General features: G+C 69.0%; 30 protein-coding genes and 1 tRNA gene. 25 read left to right on the forward strand and 6 right to left on the reverse strand.

Annotation, left to right across the window (positions count from 1 at the left end):
- Nucleotides 1-103 precede the first annotated feature (103 nt).
- The 18 genes from D7Y15_RS07915 (at nt 104) to D7Y15_RS08000 (ending at nt 16,117) form a co-directional block, all read left to right on the forward strand.
- Complete coding sequence (locus D7Y15_RS07915; RefSeq protein WP_121752201.1) at nt 104-1,870, forward strand: chloride channel protein; 1,767 nt, start codon at nt 104-106, stop codon at nt 1,868-1,870.
- A 42-nt stretch (nt 1,871-1,912) separates the two neighbouring features.
- Complete coding sequence (locus tag D7Y15_RS07920) at nt 1,913-2,125, forward strand: hypothetical protein (RefSeq protein WP_233596813.1); 213 nt, start codon at nt 1,913-1,915, stop codon at nt 2,123-2,125.
- Nucleotides 2,126-2,221: 96 nt separating this feature from the next.
- Nucleotides 2,222-3,085 (forward strand): sulfite exporter TauE/SafE family protein, encoded by an 864-nt coding sequence (locus D7Y15_RS07925; protein ID WP_120576312.1) that lies wholly within the window; start codon nt 2,222-2,224, stop codon nt 3,083-3,085.
- The gene (locus D7Y15_RS07930) at nt 3,082-3,531 is read left to right on the forward strand and encodes a DUF1634 domain-containing protein (RefSeq protein ID WP_121752173.1); all 450 of its coding nucleotides are present in this window, start codon (nt 3,082-3,084) and stop codon (nt 3,529-3,531) included. Before D7Y15_RS07925 ends, D7Y15_RS07930 begins: the two co-directional genes overlap by 4 nt.
- A 65-nt stretch (nt 3,532-3,596) precedes the next feature.
- Complete coding sequence (locus D7Y15_RS07935; RefSeq protein WP_121752174.1) at nt 3,597-4,076, forward strand: histidine phosphatase family protein; 480 nt, start codon at nt 3,597-3,599, stop codon at nt 4,074-4,076.
- 172 nt (nt 4,077-4,248) lie between these two features.
- The gene (locus tag D7Y15_RS07940) at nt 4,249-4,635 is read left to right on the forward strand and encodes a hypothetical protein (RefSeq protein ID WP_121752175.1); all 387 of its coding nucleotides are present in this window, start codon (nt 4,249-4,251) and stop codon (nt 4,633-4,635) included.
- Nucleotides 4,636-4,933: 298 nt separating this feature from the next.
- Nucleotides 4,934-5,623 (forward strand): response regulator, encoded by a 690-nt coding sequence (locus tag D7Y15_RS07945; RefSeq protein WP_120580417.1) that lies wholly within the window; start codon nt 4,934-4,936, stop codon nt 5,621-5,623.
- 109 nt (nt 5,624-5,732) lie between these two features.
- Complete coding sequence (locus D7Y15_RS07950; RefSeq protein WP_121752176.1) at nt 5,733-6,557, forward strand: phosphate ABC transporter substrate-binding protein; 825 nt, start codon at nt 5,733-5,735, stop codon at nt 6,555-6,557.
- Between the two features lie 58 nt (nt 6,558-6,615).
- A complete protein-coding gene (gene pstC, locus D7Y15_RS07955; protein WP_169821295.1) occupies nt 6,616-7,611 on the forward strand; it encodes a phosphate ABC transporter permease subunit PstC in 996 nt (331 codons plus the stop codon).
- Nucleotides 7,608-8,519, forward strand: coding sequence for a phosphate ABC transporter permease PstA (pstA, locus tag D7Y15_RS07960; RefSeq protein ID WP_121752177.1), 912 nt, complete (start codon nt 7,608-7,610; stop codon nt 8,517-8,519). The genes pstC and pstA overlap by 4 nt, the downstream gene beginning before the upstream one ends.
- Nucleotides 8,520-8,565: 46 nt before the next feature.
- Nucleotides 8,566-9,309 carry a phosphate ABC transporter ATP-binding protein PstB gene (pstB, locus tag D7Y15_RS07965; protein WP_216671846.1) on the forward strand — a complete coding sequence of 248 codons (744 nt, stop codon included), beginning with the start codon at nt 8,566-8,568 and terminating at the stop codon, nt 9,307-9,309.
- Between the two features lie 29 nt (nt 9,310-9,338).
- Nucleotides 9,339-10,022, forward strand: coding sequence for a phosphate signaling complex protein PhoU (phoU, locus tag D7Y15_RS07970; RefSeq protein WP_120567750.1), 684 nt, complete (start codon nt 9,339-9,341; stop codon nt 10,020-10,022).
- A gap of 87 nt (nt 10,023-10,109) precedes the next feature.
- Nucleotides 10,110-11,297: a ceramide glucosyltransferase gene (locus tag D7Y15_RS07975; RefSeq protein ID WP_120580409.1), complete on the forward strand. Its 1,188-nt coding sequence runs from the start codon at nt 10,110-10,112 to the stop codon at nt 11,295-11,297.
- Nucleotides 11,298-11,358: 61 nt separating this feature from the next.
- Nucleotides 11,359-12,210 (forward strand): metallophosphoesterase, encoded by an 852-nt coding sequence (locus D7Y15_RS07980; protein ID WP_120580408.1) that lies wholly within the window; start codon nt 11,359-11,361, stop codon nt 12,208-12,210.
- 95 nt (nt 12,211-12,305) lie between these two features.
- Nucleotides 12,306-12,689: a response regulator gene (locus D7Y15_RS07985; protein WP_120567753.1), complete on the forward strand. Its 384-nt coding sequence runs from the start codon at nt 12,306-12,308 to the stop codon at nt 12,687-12,689.
- Nucleotides 12,690-12,773: 84 nt separating this feature from the next.
- Nucleotides 12,774-14,057: a hemolysin family protein gene (locus D7Y15_RS07990; protein WP_121752203.1), complete on the forward strand. Its 1,284-nt coding sequence runs from the start codon at nt 12,774-12,776 to the stop codon at nt 14,055-14,057.
- Between the two features lie 121 nt (nt 14,058-14,178).
- Nucleotides 14,179-15,276, forward strand: a complete 1,098-nt coding sequence (locus D7Y15_RS07995) for a glycosyltransferase family 4 protein (protein ID WP_120580406.1) — start codon at nt 14,179-14,181, stop codon at nt 15,274-15,276.
- A gap of 64 nt (nt 15,277-15,340) precedes the next feature.
- A complete protein-coding gene (locus D7Y15_RS08000) occupies nt 15,341-16,117 on the forward strand; it encodes a DUF3626 domain-containing protein (RefSeq protein WP_233604857.1) in 777 nt (258 codons plus the stop codon).
- Between the two features lie 39 nt (nt 16,118-16,156).
- Here D7Y15_RS08000 and D7Y15_RS08005 read toward each other — a convergent pair whose 3' ends face one another.
- The 6 genes from D7Y15_RS08005 to D7Y15_RS08025 all read right to left on the reverse strand — a co-directional run bounded on the left by D7Y15_RS08005 (nt 16,157) and on the right by D7Y15_RS08025 (nt 20,459).
- Entirely contained in the window at nt 16,157-16,681 is a 525-nt protein-coding gene (locus D7Y15_RS08005; RefSeq protein ID WP_121752180.1) for a hypothetical protein, read from the reverse strand.
- Between the two features lie 146 nt (nt 16,682-16,827).
- Nucleotides 16,828-16,895 (reverse strand) — tRNA-Ser (locus tag D7Y15_RS44070).
- A gap of 1 nt (nt 16,896) precedes the next feature.
- Nucleotides 16,897-18,042: a site-specific integrase gene (locus tag D7Y15_RS08010; RefSeq protein ID WP_158629019.1), complete on the reverse strand. Its 1,146-nt coding sequence runs from the start codon at nt 18,040-18,042 to the stop codon at nt 16,897-16,899.
- A gap of 224 nt (nt 18,043-18,266) precedes the next feature.
- A complete protein-coding gene (locus D7Y15_RS08015; RefSeq protein ID WP_121752182.1) occupies nt 18,267-18,479 on the reverse strand; it encodes a helix-turn-helix domain-containing protein in 213 nt (70 codons plus the stop codon).
- Nucleotides 18,480-19,051: 572 nt separating this feature from the next.
- Nucleotides 19,052-19,792, reverse strand: coding sequence for a hypothetical protein (locus D7Y15_RS08020; RefSeq protein WP_148712720.1), 741 nt, complete (start codon nt 19,790-19,792; stop codon nt 19,052-19,054).
- Between the two features lie 307 nt (nt 19,793-20,099).
- Entirely contained in the window at nt 20,100-20,459 is a 360-nt protein-coding gene (locus D7Y15_RS08025) for a hypothetical protein (protein WP_148712721.1), read from the reverse strand.
- 180 nt (nt 20,460-20,639) lie between these two features.
- Here D7Y15_RS08025 and D7Y15_RS08030 point away from each other — a divergent pair, with 180 nt between their 5' ends.
- The 7 genes from D7Y15_RS08030 to D7Y15_RS08050 all read left to right on the forward strand — a co-directional run bounded on the left by D7Y15_RS08030 (nt 20,640) and on the right by D7Y15_RS08050 (nt 24,068).
- Nucleotides 20,640-20,897 (forward strand): hypothetical protein, encoded by a 258-nt coding sequence (locus D7Y15_RS08030; RefSeq protein WP_121752184.1) that lies wholly within the window; start codon nt 20,640-20,642, stop codon nt 20,895-20,897.
- Nucleotides 20,898-20,953: 56 nt separating this feature from the next.
- The gene (locus tag D7Y15_RS08035) at nt 20,954-21,217 is read left to right on the forward strand and encodes a hypothetical protein (RefSeq protein ID WP_121752185.1); all 264 of its coding nucleotides are present in this window, start codon (nt 20,954-20,956) and stop codon (nt 21,215-21,217) included.
- Nucleotides 21,210-21,380: a hypothetical protein gene (locus D7Y15_RS44635; protein WP_158629020.1), complete on the forward strand. Its 171-nt coding sequence runs from the start codon at nt 21,210-21,212 to the stop codon at nt 21,378-21,380. The genes D7Y15_RS08035 and D7Y15_RS44635 overlap by 8 nt, the downstream gene beginning before the upstream one ends.
- Complete coding sequence (locus D7Y15_RS08040; protein ID WP_121752186.1) at nt 21,377-21,733, forward strand: hypothetical protein; 357 nt, start codon at nt 21,377-21,379, stop codon at nt 21,731-21,733. Before D7Y15_RS44635 ends, D7Y15_RS08040 begins: the two co-directional genes overlap by 4 nt.
- 110 nt (nt 21,734-21,843) lie before the next feature.
- On the forward strand, nt 21,844-21,993 hold the full coding sequence (locus D7Y15_RS44640; RefSeq protein ID WP_158620789.1) for a hypothetical protein: 150 nt from the start codon (nt 21,844-21,846) through the stop codon (nt 21,991-21,993).
- Between the two features lie 57 nt (nt 21,994-22,050).
- Complete coding sequence (locus D7Y15_RS08045) at nt 22,051-22,803, forward strand: ERF family protein (RefSeq protein WP_158629021.1); 753 nt, start codon at nt 22,051-22,053, stop codon at nt 22,801-22,803.
- Nucleotides 22,804-23,435: 632 nt separating this feature from the next.
- Nucleotides 23,436-24,068 carry a hypothetical protein gene (locus tag D7Y15_RS08050; RefSeq protein ID WP_121752188.1) on the forward strand — a complete coding sequence of 211 codons (633 nt, stop codon included), beginning with the start codon at nt 23,436-23,438 and terminating at the stop codon, nt 24,066-24,068.
- The last annotated feature ends 245 nt before the right edge of the window (nt 24,069-24,313 follow it).

Raw genomic sequence — 24,313 nt, forward strand, 5'->3', positions numbered from 1 at the left:
AGTCCGTCCGGAGGACAGGCGGCCAGGCGGAAGCCTCCGGGAAATACCGTGCGGTCCCGGGAAGGCCCTTCCCTCCTCCGTACATTGGACAGGTGTGGAGGCCATGCCCGAACCCGCATCCGGAGCCGTACATCCCGACCTGAGGACGGGGGCACCCTCGCCCTGGCTGCGGCGGATCCTCCGGGGCCTGTTGGGACAGGAGCGGCGCTTCTGGGTGCTGGTGGTGGGCGTGGGCCTCATCTCCGGCCTGGGCGCGGTGGCGCTGCTCGCCGTGCTGCGCTTCACCCAGCACCTGTTCTGGCAGACCAACTCCGAGCACTTCCTGGAGGGGGCGCTCGCGTCGCCGGGCTGGCGCCGGTTCCTGGTGCCGGTGCTGGGCGGCGCGCTGGTGACGCTGGTGTCCCTGGTGGTGGGCCAGCCCCTGCGAGGCCACGGCACCGCGGGCATCATCGAGTCCATCTGGGTGAAGTCCGGCCGGCTGCCCTTCCCCCGCGCACTGCTACGCGGCTTCGTGTCCATCATCGCGGTGGCGCTGGGGGCTCCACTGGGCCGCGAGGGCGCGCTCCTCCAGACGGGCGCGGCCAGTGGCTCCGCGATGTCCGGATGGCTGAAGTTGGGGCCGGGCCAGGCGCGCGTGCTGGTGGCGTGCGGCGCTTCGGCGGGCATCGCGTCCGCGTACAACGTCCCCATTGGCGCGGCCCTCTTCGGTCTGGAGGTGCTGCTGGGCAGCTTCGCGCTGGAGCTCTTCGGCCCCATCGTCGTGTCGTGCGTGGTGGCGACGCTCGTGTCGCGCACCCTCATCGCGGACCATCCCAGCTACGTCATCCCCCACTACGCCCTCACCCATCCGCGCGAACTGCTGCTCGCGCTCATCCTGGGCGTGCTCGTGGGCGGGGCCTCCGCGCTCTACGTGCGCGGCATCAACTTCACGTCCGACCTGCTGGACAAGCTGCCCTCGTGGCTCACCCCGTTCATGCCGCTGGTCGCGATGACGGTGGTGGGCGTCACCGCCATCGCGGGGCCGTACCTCATGGGCAACGGCTACGACTCCGTGAACATGGCGCTGCACGGGACGCTGCCCCTCACGCTGCTGCTCATCCTGCCCCTGGCGAAGCTGGCGGTGACGTCGCTGTGCGCGGGCGCGGGGGTGCCGGGCGGTCTCTTCACCCCGTCCCTCTTCTTCGGCGCGCTCCTGGGCGGCGCGTTCGGGATGATGGTGGAGCGGGCGCTTCCGGGCGGGGCGGCGCCCAGTGGGGCCTACGCGCTGCTCGGCATGGGCGCGGTGCTCGCGGGCACCACGCATGCGTCCGTGTCCGCGGTGCTGATGATCTTCGAGATGACCGGCGACTACGACCTCATCCTCCCGCTGATGCTCGCCGCGGTGGTGGCCGCCGTCGTCAGCCGCCGGCTGGAGCCGGAGTCGCTCTACACCTCCGTGCTCGCGAAGCGCGACGTGCGCGTGCCCGCCTCCGTGCCGCACTGGCTGCGGGAGGAAGGCGTGCGCTCGCTCTTGTCACCGGCCACGCAGCGGGTGCCTCCCTCCGCGCCCTTCGACGAGGTGGTGGTGCTGCTCCTGGAGCAGCCCGCGGGCGCGGACCTCTACGTCACCGACGCGGAGGGGCGCCTGTTGGGCGTCATCACCCTGGACGCGCTCAAGGGCCACCTGCCGGACCACTCGCTGCTCCAGGCCACCGTGGCCGCGGACGTGATGGACACCGGCGTGCAGCCCATCACCCCGGACCTGTCCCTGGCGGAGGTGGCCGCGCGCTTCGGCCACACGGAGTTGGACCGGCTGCCCGTGGTGGATGGACGCAGGCACCTGCTGGGTTCGCTCTCCAAGGGCGACCTGCTCAAGCGGGGGCGCTTCTAGATGGAGCTGGAGCCCCGCACGCGCGCGTGGAGCATCGTCGCCATGAGCTTGCTGTGCGTCGTGCTGGCGTGGGTGCTGCTGCGCACGCCACCGCACCCCGGTCAGCGCCTGGAGCCAACGGAACCCACGGAAGAACCCACCCGGGGCAATCCCTACCGGGGCTGGCCGCTCTTCCAGGGTTGGCAGATACCGCAGCCCCCGGACACGCCGCCGGCACACGACACAAAGCCGTCCAACGCGCCCCGGCAACGTTGAAGGTCCACCGCCCCCTCACCCTTGGGGGGCGGTCCAGGGCGGGCAACCAGACGGGCTGCGCGTGAAGCGCTTGCATGCAGGAGGGCCAGGAGGAAGATGGCCACCGTCTTGGACGCCACTCCGTTCAATTTCGTCGCCATCGTGCTGTGCATCTCCATTGGAGCGGGCCTGATGGGTTCGCTGCTGGGCCTGGGCGGTGGCCTCATCCTCATCCCCGTCCTCACGCTCGTGCTCAAGGTGGACATCCGCTACGCGGTGGGAGCCTCCATCGTGTCCGTCATCGCCACGTCCAGCGGCGCGGCGGCGGCGTACGTGCGCGACGGGCTGGCCAACATGCGCGTGGCCATGTTCCTGGAGCTGGCCACCGTGGCGGGCGCCGTCACGGGCGCGATGCTCGCGGGCGTGGTGAGCGGGCGCGCGCTGTACTTCCTCTTCGGCGCGGTGATGGCCTATTCGGCGCTCGCGATGCTGCGCAAGCTGCGCGAGGACGGCAGACCCCGCGAAGAGCCGCCGCCGGATGCCCTCGCGGACCGGCTCGCGCTGCACGGCAGCTACTACGACGTGTCCACCGGCGGCGAGGTGGCGTACCGCGTGCACCGTCCGCTCGTGGGCCTGGGGCTCATGTACGTCGCGGGCACGGTGAGCGGGCTCCTGGGCATCGGCTCCGGCGCGCTGAAGGTGCCGGCCATGGACCTGGCCATGGGGCTGCCCATCAAGGTCTCCACCGCCACCAGCAACTTCATGATTGGCGTCACGGCGGCGGCCAGTGCGGGCATCTACTTCGCGCGAGGCGACATCGACCCGTTCATCGCCGGCCCCGTCTGCGTGGGCGTCACGCTGGGCGCGTTCGCGGGCTCGCGCTACCTCACGAAGCTCAAGAGCGGCTCCCTGCGCAGGCTCTTCGTGGCCGTCCTGCTGTGGGTGTCGTACGAGATGCTGTCCAAGGGAATCCACGGATGAGCTCGGTCACCGGCGAACCTCCGTCTCCTCCGGAGACCACCACCACCGCCGTCGCGCAGGACGAGGTGGTGCCGCTCACGCCGGAGCTGCTCATCAGCCAGCTGTTGCGCGGCGGCGTGCTGCTCAGCCTGTCGCTCGTCGCGTGCGGCATGGTGATGACCTTCTTCCGGCACCCGGACTACTTCTCGTCCCCGGACGCGCTCCAGCGCCTCACCTCGCCGGACGACGCGCCGCACCAACTGACGGACGTCTTCGAGGGCGTCATGGCCGTGCGCGGCCAGTCCTTCGTGATGGCCGGGCTCCTGGTGATGATCACCGTGCCCGTGCTGCGCGTGGCCCTGTCCCTGGGCATCTTCCGCGCGCAGAAGGACCGCGCCTTCGCCGCCATCACCACCGGCGTGCTCGCGCTGCTCCTGCTCGCCTTCCTGATGGGCGGTGTGGAGTAGTCCACTCAGCAGTCCACCCGTTCGTCACATCCATGCGGGCGCGAAAAGCACTACAACGCGCGCCCATGGCCGAACGCGATCTGCCCATCCTCCTCGTGCGCCACGCCGTGGCCGAGGACTCCCACGCCCTGGGCGACGAGGCCCGCGCCCTCACCCCGCAGGGCCGCGCCGCCTTCCGTCAGCACGCGAAGAAGCTCGCGCGCCTCACGCCGCTCATGGGCATCATCACCAGCCCCCTGGTGCGCGCGGTGCAGACCGCGGAGCTGCTCGCGGACGCGCTCGGCCTGTCCCACGTGGAGGTCCACCCCGCGCTCGTCCCCATGAAGGGCGCGGCCCGCAACGTGCTCAAGCTGGCGCTCGACGTGGGCCCGGGCTGGGCGCTGGTGGGACACAACCCCTCGCTGGAGCGCGCCGCCGCGCTCGCGCTGGGCCATGCCCTGCCGGACAAGCTCCGCAAGGGCTGCGCGGTCGCCCTGCGGCCCGAGGGCCGCGAATTCACCCTGCAGTGGATGGCTGCGCCAGGGCGGCCCCTGCGGCGCCCGTGATCCACCCTCGCGGGCGACGAGGTGCTTTTCCGGGATTGGGGCGCATGAGGGAAGAGCCGTTGCGGTAGGATGCTCGCTTCGGCGACTCATGCATGCCCCCCAGGCCACAGCCCTCGCGGTTCCCGGTGCAAGACACGGCCTGGAGCGCGCGTGCGCGTCGGTCGTGGCACGCATGAGCAGTCTGCTGAAGCTGATGCTGATGGCAGGGGTCGTCGTCGGGCTCGGGTTGCTGCCCGGCGTGATGGCGCCCAACAAGCCCTTCACGCCCACCGTCCCGATGAGCCAGGGCCAGGGCAATCAGGGCCCCTTCGAGGAAGACCACCCCCGTGCCGACGTCGGCATCAAGGTCTTCGCGGAGAAGCACCGCCGTTCGGGCGGCCTGTTCATCGAACCGGTCCCCACCGAATGCGGCCTGGCCGCGTTCCTCGCCTCGCTCCAACCCGCGTTGCGCGGCGTGGCCCCCGTGGCCCCGCCTGACGCTCCGGATGAGCCAGGCATCGCGCTGCGCCGCAAACAGCTGCCGCGCCGCGGTGGCATGGACGAAGCCGCCGCCGTCTGACGTCCGCCGTCTCCCGCGCCTGAAGCCCATGAGCCGCGCGGCGTGGACGCCGTCATGCCGGTGGTGCCCAACGAAATGAATGGCGACGGTCACGGCGCGGATGCGCCAGGCCGCACGCCAAAGGTGGCCTCGCGCAGCCCAGGCGAGGACAAGTGGCGCGGACGGCCCCGTCCCCCTTCTCCTCGGGGTCCGTCCGCGCCCGTCGTATTCGCGCACACCCTTCCGTGACGGACGTGACGCACTTGTTGCCGGCGCGTCACGTAGGCGCGAAGCGATGCGCGCACAGTACGTGCCCGCCATGTCCCACGTACTCATCGTCGACGACGAGCGCGACCTAGCGGAGCTCATCGACTTCAACCTGCGCGGCGCGGGCTTCACCACCCGCGTGGCCTTCACCGGGGAGGCGGCGCTCACCGCCGCGCGCGAGCAGACCCCGGACGTGGTGCTGCTGGACCTGATGCTGCCGGACCTGTCCGGCATCGAGGTCTGCCGCCACCTGCGCGCCAACCCCCGCCTGCGTGACGTGCTCATCGTCATGCTCACCGCGAAGAGCGAGGAGGCGGACCGCATCCGAGGCTTCGAGGTCGGCGCGGACGACTACGTCGTCAAGCCCTTCTCCGTGCGCGAGCTGGTGCTGCGGCTCAAGGCCATCCTCCGGCGCTCGTCCTCGCCCCAGGAGGGCAACCCGCCCCTGGCGCTGGGCCCCCTGCGCCTGGACGTCACCCAGCACCGCTTCTTCGTGGAGGAGAAGGAGACGCCCCTCACCGCGCTGGAGTTCCGCCTGCTGGAGTACCTCATGGCCCGCCTGGGCCGGGTGCAGACCCGTGAACAGCTGCTGGAGCAGGTCTGGGGCCTGTCCAGCGCGCTGGAGACGCGCACCATCGACACGCACGTGATGCGCCTGCGCGACAAGCTGGGCCCTGCCCGTGCCCTCCTGGAGACGGTGCGCGGTGTCGGCTATCGCATCGTGGATCCGGCGGCCGGTTAGCCAGGCGCTCCCTGCCGTAACCCATTTGTCACACAAGGGCCGTCAAACGGCCACATCGGGTCCATAGATCGTCACGCGACCTCGACACCCTTCGAGGAGGAGACACCTCATGAAGAAGACTCTGCTCTCAAGCTTCGTCGCCTTCGGGCTTGCCGTCCTCCCGCTGACCGCCCAGGCAGGCACGGTGACGGTGAAGGGCTCGGACACCATGGTCATCCTCGCCCAGCGCTGGGCGGAGGCGTTCATGAAGAAGAACCCCGCCACCAAGATTCAAGTGACGGGCGGCGGCTCCGGCACGGGCCTGGCGGCCCTGCAGAACGGCACCACCGACATCGCCATGTCCAGCCGGGAGATCAAGGAGGCGGAGTCGGCGAAGATCCGCGCCCGCAACAAGACCGCGCCCACCGCGCTGTCCGTGGCCAAGGACGGCGTCACCTTCTACGTCAACGACACCAACAAGGTGGACGCGCTCAGCACGGAGCAGCTCAAGGCCATCTACCTGGGCGACACGACGAACTGGAAGGACGTGGGCGGACAGGACGCTCCCATCGTCCCGTACTCGCGTGAGAACTCCTCCGGCACCTACGTCTTCGTGAAGGACCACGTGCTGGGCGGCGAGGACTTCGCCCCGGAGGCGCAGACGCTCCCCGGCACGGCCGCGGTGGTCAACGCGGTGGCCAAGGAGAAGAACGGCATCGGCTACGGCGGCGCCGCGTACGGCAAGGGCATCAAGGAGCTGAAGGTGAAGAAGGGCAACGAGACCTTCGCCCCTAGCGCGGAGAACGTGAAGAGCGGCAAGTACCCGCTGTCGCGCGACCTGTTCTTCTACCTGGGCAAGGCGCCCGCGGGCGAAGTGAAGGCGTTCATCGACTTCGCGCTGTCCGCCGAGGGTCAGGCCATCGTCACCCAGGTCGGCTACTTCCCTGTGAAGTAGTTGGCGTCACGCGATTGTCACCCGGCGCGGGGTTCCCATGTTGGATAGACAGGCCGTCATGCAGGAGCAGGACCTCGCGCCCCCGGTGGCGCTGCCCATGCTGTCGCCCGCGGCACGCCGGCGCCAGCTGAAGGAGAAGGCCATCGCCGCGCTGATCACCGCGGTGGCCTTCACGGGCATCGCCGCGCTGGTGCTCATCCTCGTCTTCGTGGCGAAGGAGGCGCTGACGCTCGTCACCGACGCGGCGGCGCGCGAAGAGGCCAGCTTCTCCAAGATGTTCCTTCCCCAGATGGTGCGGAAGGGGAAGCCCCTGGGCTACGTGTGGCAGCCGGTGTCCGGCGTACCCAAGGTCAGCATGATTCCGCTCTTCATCGGCACGCTGAAGACGACGGCCGTGTCCATGCTGGTGGCCGTGCCCCTGGGCATCTTCGGCGCGCTGTTCGCCGCGGAGTTCGCCCCCCGCCGCCTGCGCGAAATCCTAAAACCCACCATCGAACTGCTCGCCGGCATCCCGTCCGTGGTGCTGGGCTTCTTCGCCCTGATGGTCATGGCCTCCTTCCTCCAGGAGACGTTCGGCTTCACGTCCCGGCTCAACGCCGTGGTGGCGGGCCTGGGCCTGGCGTTGGCCATCGTGCCGGTCATCTTCACGGTGACCGAGGACGCGCTCACCGCCGTGCCGCGCAGCTACCGGGAGGCTTCCCTGGCGCTGGGCGCCACGCCCTGGGAGACGGCCTGGAAGGTGGTGCTCCCCGCGGCGGCCCCCGGCATCCTCGCCGCGTGCGTGCTGGGCTTCGGGCGCGCCATCGGTGAGACGATGATCGTCCTCATGGCCTCCGGCAACGCCGCCATCGTGTCCTGGAACCTGGGGGACTCCGTGCGCTCGCTGTCCGCCACCATCGCCGCGGAGATGGGCGAGGTGGTGGTGGGCAGCCCGCACTACGCGCTGCTCTTCTTCATCGGCGTGGAGCTGTTCCTCTTCACCTTCGTGCTCAACATGCTCGCGGGGGTGTGGACGAAGAAGGTCATCCAGCGGCTCAAGGGAGGTGCGGGGTGAAGCACGCCACACGCAAGGTCGTGGGCCTGTCGCTCGTGTCCCTCACGGGGCTGGCCGCGTTCGTCATGGTGGCGATGCTCGCCCTCATCCTCCTGGACGTCGTCCGGGGCGGCTGGAGCCACGTCTCCTGGCAGTTCCTCTCCCAGGCGCCGTCGGACGGGATGATGGGCGGCGGCATCTTCCCCGCCCTCTTCGGCACCGCGGCGCTCACGCTGCTGATGACCCTGGCGGTGATGCCGGTGGGCGTGCTCACCGCGGTGTACCTGCATGAGTACGCCCGGCCCACCAGCTTCCTGGCCCGCGCGGTGCGCGTGGCGGTGGCGAACCTGGCGGGCGTGCCCTCCATCGTGTTCGGCCTCTTCGGCCTGGGCTTCTTCATCCTCTTCGTGGGCAAGGGCCTGGACCACGCGCTGGGCTACGAGGAGCTGCACTGGGCCCAGCCGGGCATCCTCTGGGCGTCGCTCACGCTGGCGGTGCTCACCCTGCCCGTCGTCATCGTGTCCACGGAAGAGGCGCTGCGCGCCGTGCCTCAGGAGCAGCGCACCGCGAGCCTGGCGCTGGGAGCCACCCAGTCGCAGACGCTGGCGCGGGTGGTGCTGCCGGGCGCGCTGCCGGGCATCCTCACCGGCGCGGTGCTGGCCGTCTCCCGCGGCGCGGGGGAAGTGGCCCCCATCCTCTTCACCGGCGCGGCGTACTTCCTGCCGGACCTGCCCACGAGCCTGAACTCTCAGTTCATGCACCTGGGCTACCACACCTACGTGCTGGCCACGCAGTCGCCGGACGTGGAGGCCACCCGCCCGCTGCTGTACGCGACGGTGCTGGTGCTGCTGCTCCTCACCTTCGCCCTGAACCTGGTCGCGGTCGTCATCCGCACGCGCACGCGCCGCAAGGCCGCTGCCGGACACTGACGCTCTTCATCCCATGCCCATCTCCTCCGCCACGCCTCGCAACAAGATGGAAGCCCGCGAGCTCACCCTGCGCTACGGCAGCAAGGTGGCCATCAAGCAGGTGAGCCTGGCCATCCCCGAGCACAAGGTGACGGCGCTCATCGGCCCGTCCGGCTGCGGCAAGTCCACCTTCCTGCGCTCGCTCAACCGGATGAACGACCTCATCCCGGGCGCGAACCACGACGGCAGCGTGTTCCTGGACGGCCGCAGCATCCACGACCGCGCCCTGGACGTGGTGGACCTGCGCCGGCGCGTGGGCATGGTGTTCCAGAAGTCCAACCCCTTCCCCAAGTCCATCTTCGAGAACGTCGCCTACGGCCTGCGCGTGGGCGGGCTCAAGGACAAGGCGAAGCTCGCCGCCCGGGTGGAGAAGTCCCTGCGCGGCGCTGCGCTGTGGGACGAGGTGAAGGACCGGATGGAGGAAAGCGCCCTGGGCCTGTCCGGCGGTCAGCAGCAGCGCCTGTGCATCGCGCGCGCGCTGGCGGTGGAGCCGGAGGTGCTGCTGATGGACGAGCCCGCGTCCGCGCTGGATCCCATCGCCACGGCGAAGATCGAAGAGCTCATCCACGAGCTCAAGGCCACGTACACCATCGCCATCGTGACCCACAACATGCAGCAGGCCGCGCGCGTGAGCGACCGGACGGCTTTCTTCTACATGGGAGAATTGGTGGAGTGCGGTCCCACGGAGCAGATCTTCACCAATCCCCACGAGAAGCGCACGGAGGACTACGTCACCGGGAAGTTCGGCTGAAGCCCTCCCGCGCGACGGAACAGGACGACATGGCGGCCACGCACACCGACAAGGCATTCGAGCAGGACCTGCGCAACCTGCGCGAGAAGCTGCTCGCCATGGGGGCCAAGGTGGAGGCCCTCATCTCCCAGAGCACCCGCGCCCTCACCGACCGCGACTCGGCACTGGCGGAGCAGGTGGTAGGGGCGGACCGCGAGGTGAACCGGCTGGAGGTCGACATCGACGACCTGTGCCGCCGCATCCTCGCGCTGCGCCAGCCGGCCGCGTCCGATTTGCGCCTCATCACCACGGCGCTGAAGATCGTCACCGACCTGGAGCGCATTGGTGACCTGGCGGTGAACATCGCCGAGCGCGCCATGGACCTGAACCAGGCGCCGCCGCTGGCGCCATACGTGGACACGCCGAAGCTGGCGGAGCTGGCGCAGCAGCAGGTGAAGAAGGCGCTGGACGCGTTCGTGTCCGGGGACGCAGCCAAGGCGGAGGACGTCCTCAAGGGGGACGACCTGCTGGATGCCCTCTTCCTGAAAATCTTCAACGAGCTGCTGGCCTACATGATGGAGGACTCGCGCAACATCCGCCGGGCCACGGCGTTGATGTTCATCGCGAAGCACCTGGAGCGCATTGGCGACCACGCGCTCAACGTGGCGGAGATGGTCATCTACATGGTGCGTGGCAAGGACGTGCGCCACCCGCGCAGCCGCGACCTGGAGTAGGCGGCTTCACCGGCGTGTCACGGCGAGTTGGCCGTCCCGCCGTTCCGCCGCCCCGGTCCCGCCTTGTGGGACCTCTAGGGTGGCGACATGCTCATCGCATCCAGCCTCCTCCTGGCCGCGTCCGCAGTGGGCCTCGTCGCCCTCCTCCTCCAGGCGCTGTTCGTGCGCCGCCACCGCCGCACCGTCCCCGCCGGCCCCACGCACCGCCCCGGCCTGTCCATCCTCAAGCCGCTGTGCGGCGTGGATGACGACCTGGAGGCGAACCTCGCCTGCTTCGCGCGGCTGCCCTACCCCCACTACGAGGTGCTGCTGGGCGTGAAGGACGCGCGCGACCCCGCCTACGCGGTGGCTCGGGCCGCGCAGGCGAAGTGGCCCCACGTCATGCGCGTGGTGCTCCAGGAGGGCGAGCCCGGCCTCAACCCCAAGGTGAACCAGCTGGTGACGCTGTCGTCCGAGGCCCGGTTCGACTTGTGGGTGGTGAGCGACAGCAACACCCGCGTGGGGGACGGCTACCTGGAGGAGATCGCCGCTGGATTCGAGGACCCCACGGTGGGCTGCGTGACGCACCCTGTGGCGGGACTGGGTGAGAAGACCTTCGGTTCGCTCCTGGACAACCTGCACCTGTCCTCCAGCGCGGCGGCGGGGATGATCGCCGCGAAGCACGTGGCGGACCGGGACATCGTGGTGGGCAAGTCCATGGCGCTGCGCCGCGAGGACGTGGAGGCGCTGGGCGGCTTCTTCTCCGTGAAGGACGTGCTGGCGGAGGACTACGTCATTGGCCAGTGGGTGACGCGCAAGCTGGGCAAGCGCGTGGTGCTGGCGCACGCCCCTGTCTTCAACGTGTCCCTGCGCAAGAGCGTGGACGCCTTCTTCCAGCGCTACCTGCGCTGGAGCGTCATCCACCGCACAGCGGTATCGCCCTCGACGTACCTGGCGCAGGCGCTCCTCAACCCGGTTCCGCTCGCGGTGCTGGGCGCGTTGATCCACCCGTCCGCGCTCACGGGCCTGGCGGCGCTCGCGGTGGCGCTGGGCAAGGTCTGGGTGGACGTGGCGGTGTTCCGCTCGCTGCGGCCCCAGCCCGTTTCCTTGCGCGCGGCTCCCGCGGTGCTGGTGAAGGACGCGCTGCTCTTCGCCGCGTGGTGGCACGGCGCGTTCAGGCGCACGGTGGACTGGCGCGGCACGCGGTTGCGCGTGGTGTCAGGCACGCGCCTGGTGCCGATGCGTGCTCGTGGCACTCCCGCGACGGAGTGGATCCCCAGCAACGGGGTGGGGTGAACGACGCTGGCCCAACTTTTGACGAACCTTCGTACAGCAACCCTCGCCGCTCGAAGAATCGATGCCTATCTCCTTCAACATGCCCTCCCTGAAGCTGGCGCATCTTTCGGATCTTCACCTGGACATGAGCCGCGAGAGCGATGCCTCCGCGTCCTCATTGGTGAAGGCCCTGACAGCGCAGGAAGTGGATCACGTGGTGGTGACGGGAGACCTCACGCACCGCGGATCCCACGCCGAGTTCCAGCGCTTCCGTGAACACTTCTCTCCCTGGATGGAGACCGGACGCCTCACCTTCATCCCCGGCAACCATGACCGGCCCGGCGAGGATGTGGGCAGCGTCTTCATGGAGGGTCGCAAGGTCCACACGGTGGAGAAGGCGGGCCTCTTCCTGGTCTGCGTGGACTCCACCGGTGAACACAACCGCAACTATTTCCACAGCCACGGCGAACTGACGGAAGGCGTCGTGGACGAAGTGGACCGCGCGCTGGAGCAGGCGCCGAAGGACACGCTGGTCGCGGTGCTGCTGCACCACCACGTGATGCCGCTGCCGCTGGAGAGCTTCCCGGAGTGGATCGCCACGAAGTTCGGATTGCCCCACGCGTCGGAGCTCGCGTTGGGAAGCCGACTGCTGGAGCGCGTGGGCGGCCGGGCGGACCTGGTGCTGCACGGCCACCGGCACATCCCCAGCGAGGCGGACCTGGGCACCCCGGGCGAGCGCTCCTTGCGCGTCTACAACTCCGGCAGCAGCACGGACCTGGGCCGCTTCCGCGTCTTCAGCCACATCGCCGGCCAGCTGGTGGGCCAGCCCTCGTGGTGCCAGGCGTCGGAGCCCGCGAAGCCGCGCACGGCGGTCCACAACGTCAGGCCCGCCCTCCAGTACCTGGTGGGCCAGCTGGGCATGGCGCTGTTCTAGGGCCTGCCCGGCTGCCTGCTGGAGGCTGTCCTCAAGTACAAGTGGCGCGAATGCCAGCGGGGCCCCGGAAGGTTCTCCTCAGGTCAGGAGGATGCTTGGGGCGACTCGCGCTGGATGATGGGGCTCGGAAGGTCCTGGTCGTGGATGACGATGCGGACTGGAGGGAGTTCCTCCGGGTGAGCCTGGAGGACCTCGGTTATGAGACCACCGAGGCAGCGGACGGACAGGAGGCGCTCGACTCGCTGCGGCGGGGCGAGCGCTTCGGCGTCATGCTGCTGGACCTGAACATGCCGGGGATGAGTGGCCTGGAGGTGGTGGAGAAGCTTCCACGCGCGTCCACCAACCCGCGCATCGTCTTCCTCACCTCCGCGGCGGCGCAGGATGTGGGCAGCGCACTCATGTCCGGTCCCCACTACTACCTGCCCAAGGGAGCGAGTCGCGACCAATTGTCGCTCCTCCTGCAATCGCTGGGGGTGTAGGACTGGAGGCGTCACCCGCCGCCACGTGGCGAGGTGGATCCAGCCAGGAGGGCCGCCATCGTCACGGAGCTCGTCATCATCCTCTTGCTGGTCTTGGCCAACGGCGTCTTCGCGGGCGCCGAGCTGGGCCTGCTGTCCGTGCGCAAGACGCGGCTGAAGGAGCTGCTGGAGCAGGGCAGCAAGTCCGCGAAGGCCGTCGCGGCGCTGCGGGATGATCCGGAGCGGCTGCTGGCCACGGTGCAGATTGGCATCACGGTGATTGGCTCCACGGCGGCGGCCTTCGGCGGCGCGAGCATCGCGCACCGGCTGTCGGGGGTGCTGGCCGGGCTGGGTGTGCCGGAGGCCACGGCGAGCCAGGTCGCGTTCGCGCTGGTGGTCGCGCTGGTGTCGTACCTGTCGCTGGTGCTGGGAGAGCTGGTGCCCAAGTCCCTGGCGCTGCGCTACTCCGAGCAGTACGCGCTGACGCTGGGCCGGCCCCTCAAGGCGTTGGCGTGGGTGATGCGGCCCCTGGTGTGGTTCCTCACCGCGAGCTCCAACGTGGTGCTGAAGCTCTTCGGGGACAAGACGAACTTCTCCGAGTCGCGCCTGTCGCCTGACGAGTTGCTCCAGTTGGTGGAGGAGGCGTCGAAGCAGGGCACGTTGGATCCGCGCGCGGGGGAGATTGCGTCGCGGGCCTTCGCGCTGGGGGATTTGACGCTGGGCGAGGTGATGGTGACGCGCGAGCACATCATCTCGTTGCGCCGGCACGCGAGCAACGAGGAGATCCGCCAGGTGCTGCTGGAGCACGGGCACTCGCGGATGCCGGTGTACGAGGGCACGCTGGACAACGTGGTGGGCTACATCGTGGCCAAGGACCTGCTGGGCGTGGCCTGGGAGGGGCACCTCATCGTCATGGAGGACGTGCTGCGCCCGCCGCTGTTCCTGGTGGAGTCCATGCGCGCCATCGCTGCGATGAAGGAGCTGCAGCGCCGGCGGATGCAGCTGGCGGTGGTGGTGGACGAGCACGGAGGCGTGGTGGGGCTGGTGACGGTGGAGGACCTGGTGGAGGAGCTGGTGGGGGACATCCTCAGCGAGTCCGAGACGCCGGAGGAGCTGGTGCGGCGCGAGGGCCCCACCGTCGCGGTGGTGCAGGGCGAGGCGAGCCTGCGCGTGGTGAACCGCGCGCTGGAGCTGGAGCTGGAGGAGAGCGAGGACTACTCCACCGTCGCGGGCCTGTGCATCGCGCTCGCGGGAGGCGCCATCCCGGAGCCGGGCACGAAGCTGCCCATGCCGGACGGCACGGTGCTGGAGGTGATGGAGGCGTCACCGCGCCGCGTGCGCCAGGTGCGCTTCCACCTGCCGGCACAGCCCGCGCAGCCGGAGGCGTGACGGCGGTCCCTCCTCTTCGTGCGAATCCGGACGGGTGCCCCGGGGTGCCGTTGGTGATACCGCACCGGGCACCTATATGCCCGGGAGGGACACCCTGGCCCTGGGGAGGCGCGCGCAGCGGATGCAGTCCTCAGCTCCACGCATCGCGTTCGTCATCGAGACGACGCTCGGCAACGCGGTGTTCCTGGACAACCTCAAGCGGGCGATGGCGCGCCGCGACGACATCGTGCCGGTGTGGCTGCCCATCGACGAGCACGCGGATGACGTCTGGGAGCAGCTGCCGCTGGTGCGCTCGCGGCTGTCGGTGCGCGGAGGGCTGCGCGCCCGGAGTGCGCTGAACCGGGCCTGCGCCACGGAGCCGGTGCGGGCCGCGGTGGTGCACACGCAGCGGATGGCGCACCTGTCGCACGACTTCATGCGCCGCGTGCCGAGCGTCATCTCCACGGACGCGACGCCGAGCGGGCTGGAGGAATACCTGCGCTATTACGGCCTGCGCACGCAGCACGCGGGCTGGATGGGCCGGGCGAAGAACGTGCTGCACCGGCGCACGTACGCCATCGCGAAGGGGCTGCTGTCCTTCTCCGAGTTCACCAAGCGCTCCCTGGTGGAGGAGTACGGCGTGCCCGACACGAGCGTGCATGTCGTCTGGCCCAGCGTGGACACGACGCTGTGGCGGCCCGCGCCGGAGAAGAAGCGCCGGGACGGAGTCGTGCGGCTGCTCTTCGTGGGAGGAGACCTGGGGCGCAAGGGCGGCCAGCTGCTCTTGCGCTGGGCGCGCGATACGCGGCGGAAGGGCTGGCACCTGGACATGGTGACGTCCACGCCCTTCGAGGCGCCGCCGGGGGTGCGCGTGCACGTGGGCCTACAGCCGAACTCGCCGGAGCTGATTGGCCTGGCGCAGGCGGCGGACCTCTTCGTGCTGCCGACGATGGCGGACATGTCGTCGTGGGCCATCGCGGAGGCGAAGGCCGCGGGCCTGGCGGTGGTGTCGACGCCCGCGGGCGGCGTGGGTGAGCTGGTGCGTGACGGCGTGGACGGGCGCATCGTGCCAGCGGGGGACTACACGGCGCTGGCGCACATGTTGGACGCGCTGGTGCAGCGCCCGGCTACACTGGAGGCCATGGGACTGGAGGCCCGCCGCATGGCCGAGGCGCACATGGACCTGGACACGACGTGCTCGCGGATGCTCGCGTTCATCCGTCAGGTGACGGGCGTCTGAGCGGGACATGCGCTCGCGCCATCCCGCCCTGGAGCATGTGCACCCGCAGGCCCGGGGCGGTCCCATGGATCGCCAGCTCCGGGTCACCCTGCACTTCCATCCGGATGTCCTCTTCGAGGGAAGCGGCATCCTGACCGCGATGCGGCGTGACGGCCGGTACCGCTCCCAGTTCGAGACGCGCACGAGCAACGGCGGACTCACGGCGTTTCCCGACGGAGCCCGCTGGCGGTGGGAGAGCCGTCTCTTCAATGGCTTCTATGATGCGCGCCACGGCAGCGAGCGCCCCAAGTACGGCTCGCTGAACTTCCGCGGAGAGGCCCATGGGGGCTCACCCCGCTTCGGCTCCAGCTACTTCCGGCTGACGGAGGCAGCGCTGGACCGCTCCAGCTTCTGCTTCCCGGACAGCGTCTTCGAGCCCACGTCCTTCGGGACCTCCGAGCGGATGGCGCTGATTGGCCTGGCGGAGGCCACGCCCTTCGAGGATCCGCTGGACTGGTACGTCGAGGCCCACGTCCATGGCGACCTCCGGATTCCAGAGGACATCGAGGCCCTGGTGCTCGACCCCAGCTACGAGGGAACCCCCATCGAGGACGAAGCGCGCGCGTTGGGCGTTTGCGTGGAATGGCATCCGGGCTACGCCGTCACGCTGAACGAGCTGCGGCCTCACGCGAGCTACCGGGGTGACGACATCCTCCGGCTCGCGGAGCAGCTCGCGGACGATGAACGCCTCACGCCGTTCATCCTGGGCCGGGCACGTTCGGACGCGTCGGTGGAGCCCCAGTCCCTCAAGAAGGTCTGGCACTGCCTGGCCCGCTTCGGCCGGAGCTGGGGCATTCGATAAGGGGAGGACCCTGCGCCACCAGCGCGAGCAACGGCGGGCTCACGGTTTCGCCGCGAGGGTGCGGGCGAAGTCCGGCTCCAGGCGCTGGAGCAGTTGCCACTCCAGGTCGCGGTCGCGGTCCGCGGGGACGAGCCGCGAGCCCTGGATGCCATCCGGCTGGTATTCCAGGTGCTGATCCGCCTGGCCGGGCCGGCTGGGGACGACCGCGACGGATCGCTCGTTGCGGAAGTACCGGATGGTGCATTGACCGGAGCCGCGCTCGGTGCCAACCACGAAGAAGGTCGCGTAGTGGGTCCCCAGCGAGGAGGGCGGAGTGATCTGCGCCCATTCCGTCCGGGCTTCGTAGCGGGTGGAATCCGCGATGACCGAGAAGCCTTTGTCCTTGAGCAGGGCAAGGGCCGTGGGCCACACGTCCGCGAGCTGCTTGCGATACACGTGTTCGCGGACCTCATCCTCCAGCGCGACCTGCTGGCGTTGGGCCGCGCAGCCCATGCCCATCAAGAGCAGGACCGGGAGGGCCAGCAGGCAGACTGCGCGGGGCGACGACGTCTTCCGAGGGTTCATGAGTCCGTCTCCAGGTGGGCTGAGGCAACGCCATCCCCTGGAACGTCCAAGCCCCGCCGGCATACCGCCGCGAGCAGCGCACGCCCCAAAAGCAAAGGCCCGGAATCCCTGGGATTTCCCAGTGATTCCGGGCCCTTACATCTGCGCGCGATGCAGGATTCGAACCTGCGGCCTTTGGCTCCGGAGGCCAGTTCTTTCCTTCGCCTCTCTTCGCTCTATTTCGCATGTTGTTGTTTCTCCTGGGGTTTTGTCGCCAAGTTGTGTGTCTCGGGCCCACTTCTTTTGGCCTCTCTTTGCCGCTCATCGTTGCTTCTGGAGGCCAATGACGGGCCAAGCCGAAGCGCCATAGCCCCCAGGTCGACGCCGAACGACACCGCGTTCGCCTGGGCGATGAGGTTGTTCTCCAGCACGTGGCTGTACCGCTCCTCGGTGACGCGAACGTCGCGGTGGCCGAGGATCTGCTGCACGAAACGGATGTCCCCCGTCTGCGCGTAGGCCCACGTCGCAAAGGTGCTGCGGAGGTCCTTGAAGCTGAGGTCGATTGGTACCGCCGTCGGCCACAACAGGCACCCGCAGTTGGGGCACGCCACGCGCGTCGCGTCCTGTCGCCGCTCCGTATGTCCGCACCCCTTCCTCTTGCCGCGGGTGACGCATTCGTGGTCGTACCCGTCCACCAGGCCGGCGCGTCCGAGTGCGGTACGCATGACGAGGTGCATCTTCACGGCGCGCTTCTGCTGGTGCCCCTTCTCGTCCGGGAACACCCAGCGACTGCGCGACGTCTTCCGCAGTTCGCGCATCACCGACAGAAGCCACGCGGGAATCGGTACCGTCCGCGCCCGGCCGCCCTTCGTAGTAGCTCTCGTGTGGCTGCGCTCGATGTGCGCGAGGCCCTGCTCCAGGTCGAGGTCGGCCCACTGAAGCGCGAACGCTTCACCCTTCCGGGTCGCGCACCCGAGGTTGAAGAGGAAGATGGGCAGGTGGTGCGCGACGACGTGCTCGACAAGGCGCGGGATGTCCGCGAGCTGAAGGAATTTCGGTCGGCGCTTCGGGACAGCCACCTTCGGAATGCCGGCAGCCGGGTTTCCCTCGATGCCTCCGAGTCGGAACTCGTTGATGAGGTACGTGTAGCAGCCCTGGACGGCCACTCGCAGGTGCTCGCGCGTCTGCGGAGAGCCGTCCTGGTTCTCGTTGAGCATGCGGCGCACGTCTGCCGGCACCATCGCCCGGCACATGACGTCGCCGAGGTAAGGGAGGACGCGGTTCCGGAAGCGCCCTTCCAGCATCGACTTGCTGCTGTACTCAGGGGATAGGCTGTCCAGGTAGAGCTTCACGCCTTCGCGGAATGGCATGTCGGGCTTCACCGCCTTCTTCAGCCCGAGCCGAATCTCCTCCGCAGCACGCTCAAGGTCCTGCGCCTTCGTCTTGCACTCGCTCTCCGTGCGCGCACTCGTCCGGATGCGCTTCTCCGCGCCGTGCTCGTCCTTGTAGATGGCGTACCAGGCGCCCAGCTTGCCCTTGTGGCGAACGAGGCTTGCTCCGGTGTGTCCCTCGCGAGTGGAGGGACGAAAGCGTGCGCGAGCCATCTTCAGTGCCCACCGTGCTGTTGGGCCTTGCGCCAGGCGTCGAGCCCGCGGCGCGTGAAGAAAAGCCGACGCCCGCGCCGCTCACAGGGAACCTGCCCCGCTGACGCCCATTTGTAGAACGTGTGGTGCGATACGCCGCCCACGTACTCCGCAGCCTCCTTCACATCCATCAAGTCGTCCGGTCCGCCGGACGTGCGCTGCTCAGACTCAGTCATCGACTCACCCCACCAGCTCGGCACTGAACGAAGGATTAGGTTTGAAGTGTGGCAACAACCTTTTAGGTTGTCACCCTGGCCGCGCTGCGCCCACTCCGGAGAACCGGCGGAGGCACGCGCGCGAAGAGCAACTGCTGCGCCAGCTCAAGGAGGTAGTGCGGAAGGAGCACTCCTAGTCAGCACCACCAGGAGTCCTCGACGACAGCGCACCGCCCCCTGCACGCGAGAGCTGAGTCTCGGAGTGGAGAGCGTGAGCGACGGCAGTGCATGCCTGGGACGCACCGTCCGAACCTGTGGATCCTGGGCGTGGAGAGCGAAGCGGCGCAGCGTGTGACGACGTCCCATGGCGACCCCAAAACAGGCCCCGCTGGTGCCTAGAATCACCAGCGGGAACCCGCGGACACGCCTGCAGCACCATCACGTGGTTGCAGGGCCCTATCACCGGTCAGACCATCACGACCAACCGGTGAATTCTGTGGCAATGCTTTGGGATACCCGCCGTTCTAGGTCAGCGGGTGCTGCGGTACTACTTCAACAATCGTTACTGCTGGTGCGACTGAAAAGCAAGCCGGCTACTTCGAGATTGAGCGAGAAGCCCCGTCTTCCGGCTCGGCCTTCACCGGCGCATAGCACCCGCCCTTGTACTCGTAGAGATCATCGGGACACGGCGGGGCGTCCTCGACATCCGCCTTCACCCAGCAGCCCCCGTTGATCTCCTTCTGGCTCCCGCGGCACGGCGGCCGGCGCTGCACCTTGAAAGGTCGGGACGGCATGTCGCGAGCGATGAAGGGAGACACCTCGCTGACGAGGAGCACAGGCGCCTCGATCTCCTCCGCAGCATCCTGCCCAACACCGCTGGTCAGGGCCACGGATTCAGGCCCGTGGCGCTCAGCGACAGCCGTTCGAGGAGACTCGGGTGACGATGCCTCTTGTTGGCGATGCGGCCAGAACAAGTTGCCCAGGAACGCCACGACGAGAAACCCGAGCGCGGCATCCTTCCAACGCTGAGCGACGAGTTCTATCCCCCGGTTCGCCTGGCGCCGCACAAGGCCGCGCCACCGCTGCCGACGCGTGAGCGGCGGCGCCAGCAGGTGCTCGCGCAGTTCCGGCGCCTTCATCGCGCGCTCCAAGATCTTCGGGAGGTCGTCACCCACGGCTGCCAGTTCCTCGTGCACCTTGGCCGGAGCTGCCGAACGAGGCTGGCGCACCTGGAGGGCGCGGAACGCGGGAGCATCGGAAGACGTCCAGGTGACTTCGAGCGAAGCACTGGGGAACTGCTCCAGTACCTCCTCGGGCGTCGTATCGAGGAGCATCGACTCCTCGACCTCGGGCCGGACGACAAGGGCGGGTTGCCCTGTCCGCACGTCACGCGCCAAGTAGATGTCACCCTGCGCCGTCCGGCGTTCCACGCACCGGCTCAGGTGGTACTGCCCCACACGGCCGGTCTGCCGACCCTCGTTGGCGCGCGGCTCTCCCGGGCTCCCACCACCGCCTCCGCGCGCCCGCTGAGACGTACCACCGCCCCGGCTATTCACACCGCTGCCCATTACGAACTCCCGCTCACCTGCTTGGAGAGGACTCCAGCAGCCTGAATCTACGGTGCCTTCCTGACTCTCCGAGCTACTTCCTGGGCTTCGCGGAAGGCTCTTCAGTTCTGACACTCGCGAGCAGTGGGCGGAGGAGCTCGGCCACGATGACTCCCTCGGTGACGCCCTTCACCCGGGCGCGCTTCTCCACTTCGGCCCAGTCCTCAATGCCGAGCGAGGTGGCCAGGTCGCGGACGATCCGAAGGCTCTTCTCAATGACGTCCGTCTGGCGCATCCCAGTGGCGACCACTCCGTCCACGTACTCGGAGATGTCGTCGTCAGGCTTGAAGGTGATGACCCTCTTCTTGGCGCCGGTCCGCTCCGGCTTCTTCGTCGAAGACTTCGTCGGAATCACGTTGCGCCTCTTCTGGTGAATCGCCGCCATCGCTCCCACGGTCGCTCCTTACCCGCTTAGTGCGCGGTATCACAGGGCCAAGCTCGGCCACGTCACGGTATTACCACGACAGATGCAGTATTCAATCGATTGACTCGGTATTACCGAGTCGCTATGTTGCGTTTCGTTGAGGCGGACGGACGTTGCCCCTCGGGGGAATGGTCGCGGAGCGGGAGTTCGGTGGTCGCCACCGGAGACGCCAGGGAGCAGCACCGCAGCACGGACACGAGCGAGTGGGGGCAGACGATGCGAGCGATGGATGCGGCGAAGGCCCGGGAGGGCCAGTGGTTCCGGAGGAAGGACGACGGCAAGGACGTGGATGACCGGCAGATCCGCGAGGTGGTGGCGACGCGGCGGCAGGGCAAGCAGCTCGTCACCTTCACGGATACCGCGGGCGTGCTGCACCGGCACACCGACGTGCTGGAAGTGCGCCAGTAGAACCATCAGCGGGCGCCACCACGCGCCCGCACCACTCCACCCACCACGAGGACGAGATGGCCAACAACATGGCGACGGGAGAGGTGCGCCCGCAGACGGATGACGCGGCGGCGCTGCTGAAGGAGGCAGAGGACCTGGAGTCCCGCGCGGAGCACAAGGAGCGGCAGGCCGACGCGGACTGGTGCTCCGCGGAGGGCGCCGTCTTCCTGGAGCGAGACGCGGCCGACTTCCGCGAGCGGGCCGCCGCGAAGCGCGCCAAGGCGCAGCAGTTGTGCAACCCGGGGCACGCGGTGCCCCAGAAGGAGGAGTGCCGTGGCTGAGAAGAAGACGAAGACGCCGCGCGAGGTGCTGCGCGCCTACTTCGACGGGCAGGAGGTGGCGCCGGAGGTGCTGCGCGCGTGGCAGGAGCTGGACACCACCATCGAGGGCGTGGCGCTCCGGCTTGCGACCGACCTGGCCCAGCTGAAGGGCGGCGCGAAGTGAAGCCCCTGCACGAGTTGGCGGACGCGCTCACCGTCCTCGCCCGCGAGGGCTGGACGCCGCCGGACCGCGACGCGGCGAGCCTTGCGCAGCAGGTGCGCGAGCTGGAGGAGCAGCAGACTCAGACGCAGGAGGTGTTGCAGGCCGTCGAATACCTCCAGGAGGCATGCGAGCCTGACGGCACCGACGCCACACGCGAGCAGTGGCTGCGCCATCAGCGCCGCGTCACCAGCACGCGGCTCCAGCTCGCCCGCCTCAACGAGGCGGAGGTGTACCTGCGCGCTGAACTGGAGCGTCAGGTGTGGCTCGCGCGGCAGCTCCGCGCGCGGGCCGAAGTGCAGCAAGCCGCCGCGTAGCACGTCAGACCTATTGGATATGAATACGGCATTCAACCTGTGAGGTTGCATTGCCAGAAGCACGCCGCTCCCCTTGCCCCGCCTACGCCGAGCACCCGGAACGAAGCTGGGTGCTGTGCGAGCGCGAGTACGAGCACGAGGGACGGCATCGCTGGCGAGACATGGAGTGGGACTGCCTCACCCCGGAAGACGAGGTGCAGGCCGAGTTGCGGGAACTGCTGCGCCAGGCCGAGCAGGCCGCGGGCGAGAGCTACGAGTAGGAGCGCGCGAAAATGACGGGCACCGATACAACCATGGCCGCTGTGGAGAAGGCGCAAGTGCGCAGCTTGGTGCGCAAGCTGGCCGAGGTGATGGGCGAAGTGGAGCGCGTCCCGAAGTCCGGGCGCAACGACTTCCACCGCTACGACTACGCGACCGAGGCGGACATCGTCTCGGCTGTTCGGAAGGCCATGGCGGACCGCGCCCTCATGCTGATTCCCTCCGTGGTGAAGACGGAGTGGCGCGAGGTGGAGCGCAACAAGGGTGGCAAGGACCGAATCGCGACGCTGACCGTGCGCTTCACGCTGACCGACGGAGACAGCGGCGAGGAGCGGTCGTTCGAGGTTCTGGGCGAGGGGCAGGACCAGGGCGACAAGGCCACGTACAAGGCGCTCACCGGCGCGGTGAAGTACGCCTTGCTCAAGCTCTTCCTGATTCCAACCGGCGACGACCCGGAGGATGACGGGCACGCGAACAACCAGCAGTCGCAGCGCGGAAGCCCGCAGCGCGCTCGTCATGCGATGGATGAAGGACCGCCATCCCAGCGCGCGAATGCCCCGCCTCCGCACACCACCCCTCGGGCTGGAGGTGCCGACGACGTCGCCGCGGCCATCGTCTCTGAGGCCGAGCAGGTGACCAAGGAGGAGTTCCCCTCCCTCTATGGGCGTGCCCAAGGCCTTCCCAAGGGAAGCAAGGCTCGGGAGGTGGCGGGCGAGGCGGTGAAGGCCGCCGCGAAGCGCCTGGGGTTCACGGCCCGGCAGGTGGCGGCCATGCAGAAGCAGCCGCAGCGCGAGCCCGGCACGGACGGTTGACCGTGCGCCGCTGCCGCCCTCGCAAGCCGTCGCCTGACGTCGTCCGGCACCGAGCCAACCGGGCCGAGTACTTCGCGGAGCTACGGGCGCTCCGGAGAGAGGGCGTGGAAGCGGTTCCGCTGGTGCCGCGACAGCTTGCACCGCAGGTGGAGTGCTGCGCGAAGGCGACCTTCCGGGACTGCGCGTGTGGTGGCGCACGCGTCTGCCCTGACCATGGCGGCCCGGTGTGCTTCGGGAAGTTCAGCCACGACTGACGTTTCGCAGCACCGCGCGTTCCGCAAGCCGCCTCACACGGCCCGGGTCGATCTCTCAGCGCGCGGGGTTGCAACCCGGTGGCATTGGGCCACCGGGCCTTGTCGGTGGAGCGGCCAGCACACCACCTGGCTGGACGGAGCGCTCCACCTCACCCCGCGGGGCATAGGGCCTCGCGGGGCCTCTCACGGCGCTGACGTTGAGCGCTGCCCGGCGGGGGCGGTCCCCACTCCCGCCCCCGCCGGGACCTTCCGTCCGCAGCAGCACCCGCAGCACCTGCCGATGACGGGGCGTGGGCCCCCGCTGGACGTCCCAGCGCTCCCGGTTCGAGTCCGGCGCCGGCATTCCGTCCAGCCGTAACACCAACCCCCAGGAGCCGTATGTCTTCCTTTCCGCGTCTCGCCGCGCTGGCACTCGTGTGCCTCGCGATCTCCCCCGCCATGGCCGCCTACAGCCCCAGTTCTCCGCCGGAGGGCTGGGTGGGCAAAGCGGGCGACTGGGCCAAGTTGCTGAAGCAGGCCGAAACCCAGGGCGCGGAGGCCGCCAAGCTGTCCAAGGGCGCCAACGCCAAGTGCCTGACCGCCATTTTCGTCAAGGCGATACTGGCCACGGAAATTGGGGTTTCCAGCGACAAGGCAGACCACGATATCAAGCGCAACATCGACCCCAAGGCGGCGGGCAAGGTCCGCGCCCGAGCTCAGTCGGAAATGGACGATTCGTGCAACGGCGGGCCGCCGGGTAGCGCGGGGGCCACCGTGGAGGCGATGTTCAAGTACGCGGCGCCGGAGGACTCCGGCCTGGACGTGATGGACCTCCGCAACAGCACGGCCCGCCTCTACAACAGCGCCAAGGTGACGGCCACGCGGGACACGCCCTGGGTGGAGTACCTCATCAAGGCGGGATTTCTCGTGCGCGCGGGCGCGGCGCGGGTGGCCACTGCGGCCGGTGCGCTGGTGCCCATCGTGGACCCCGAGATGTTCAACCGGCGCGGCAACCCGCAAGACGGCATCTAACCGTCCATCCGCAGGGGCGCGTTGCTGATGCGCCCCGCGAGCCCTCCTCCCCGTGACTCCAGCGGGCGGCGCAGCGAGGGCCGCCCGCCCTCTTCCCGCGCGCCGTCACGACGGCGGCGCGCTCAACCCCAACAACGAAGCGAGACGAACGTGGCGACGAAGACGAAGAGCAGTGGCGGCCTGGTGGAACTGGCGGACAGGCTGGAGGACACCGCACAGATGCTGCGCGACACCGTGGCGAAGCT

The organism is Corallococcus sp. AB030 (assembly GCF_003668965.1).
Lineage (GTDB): Bacteria > Myxococcota > Myxococcia > Myxococcales > Myxococcaceae > Corallococcus > Corallococcus exiguus.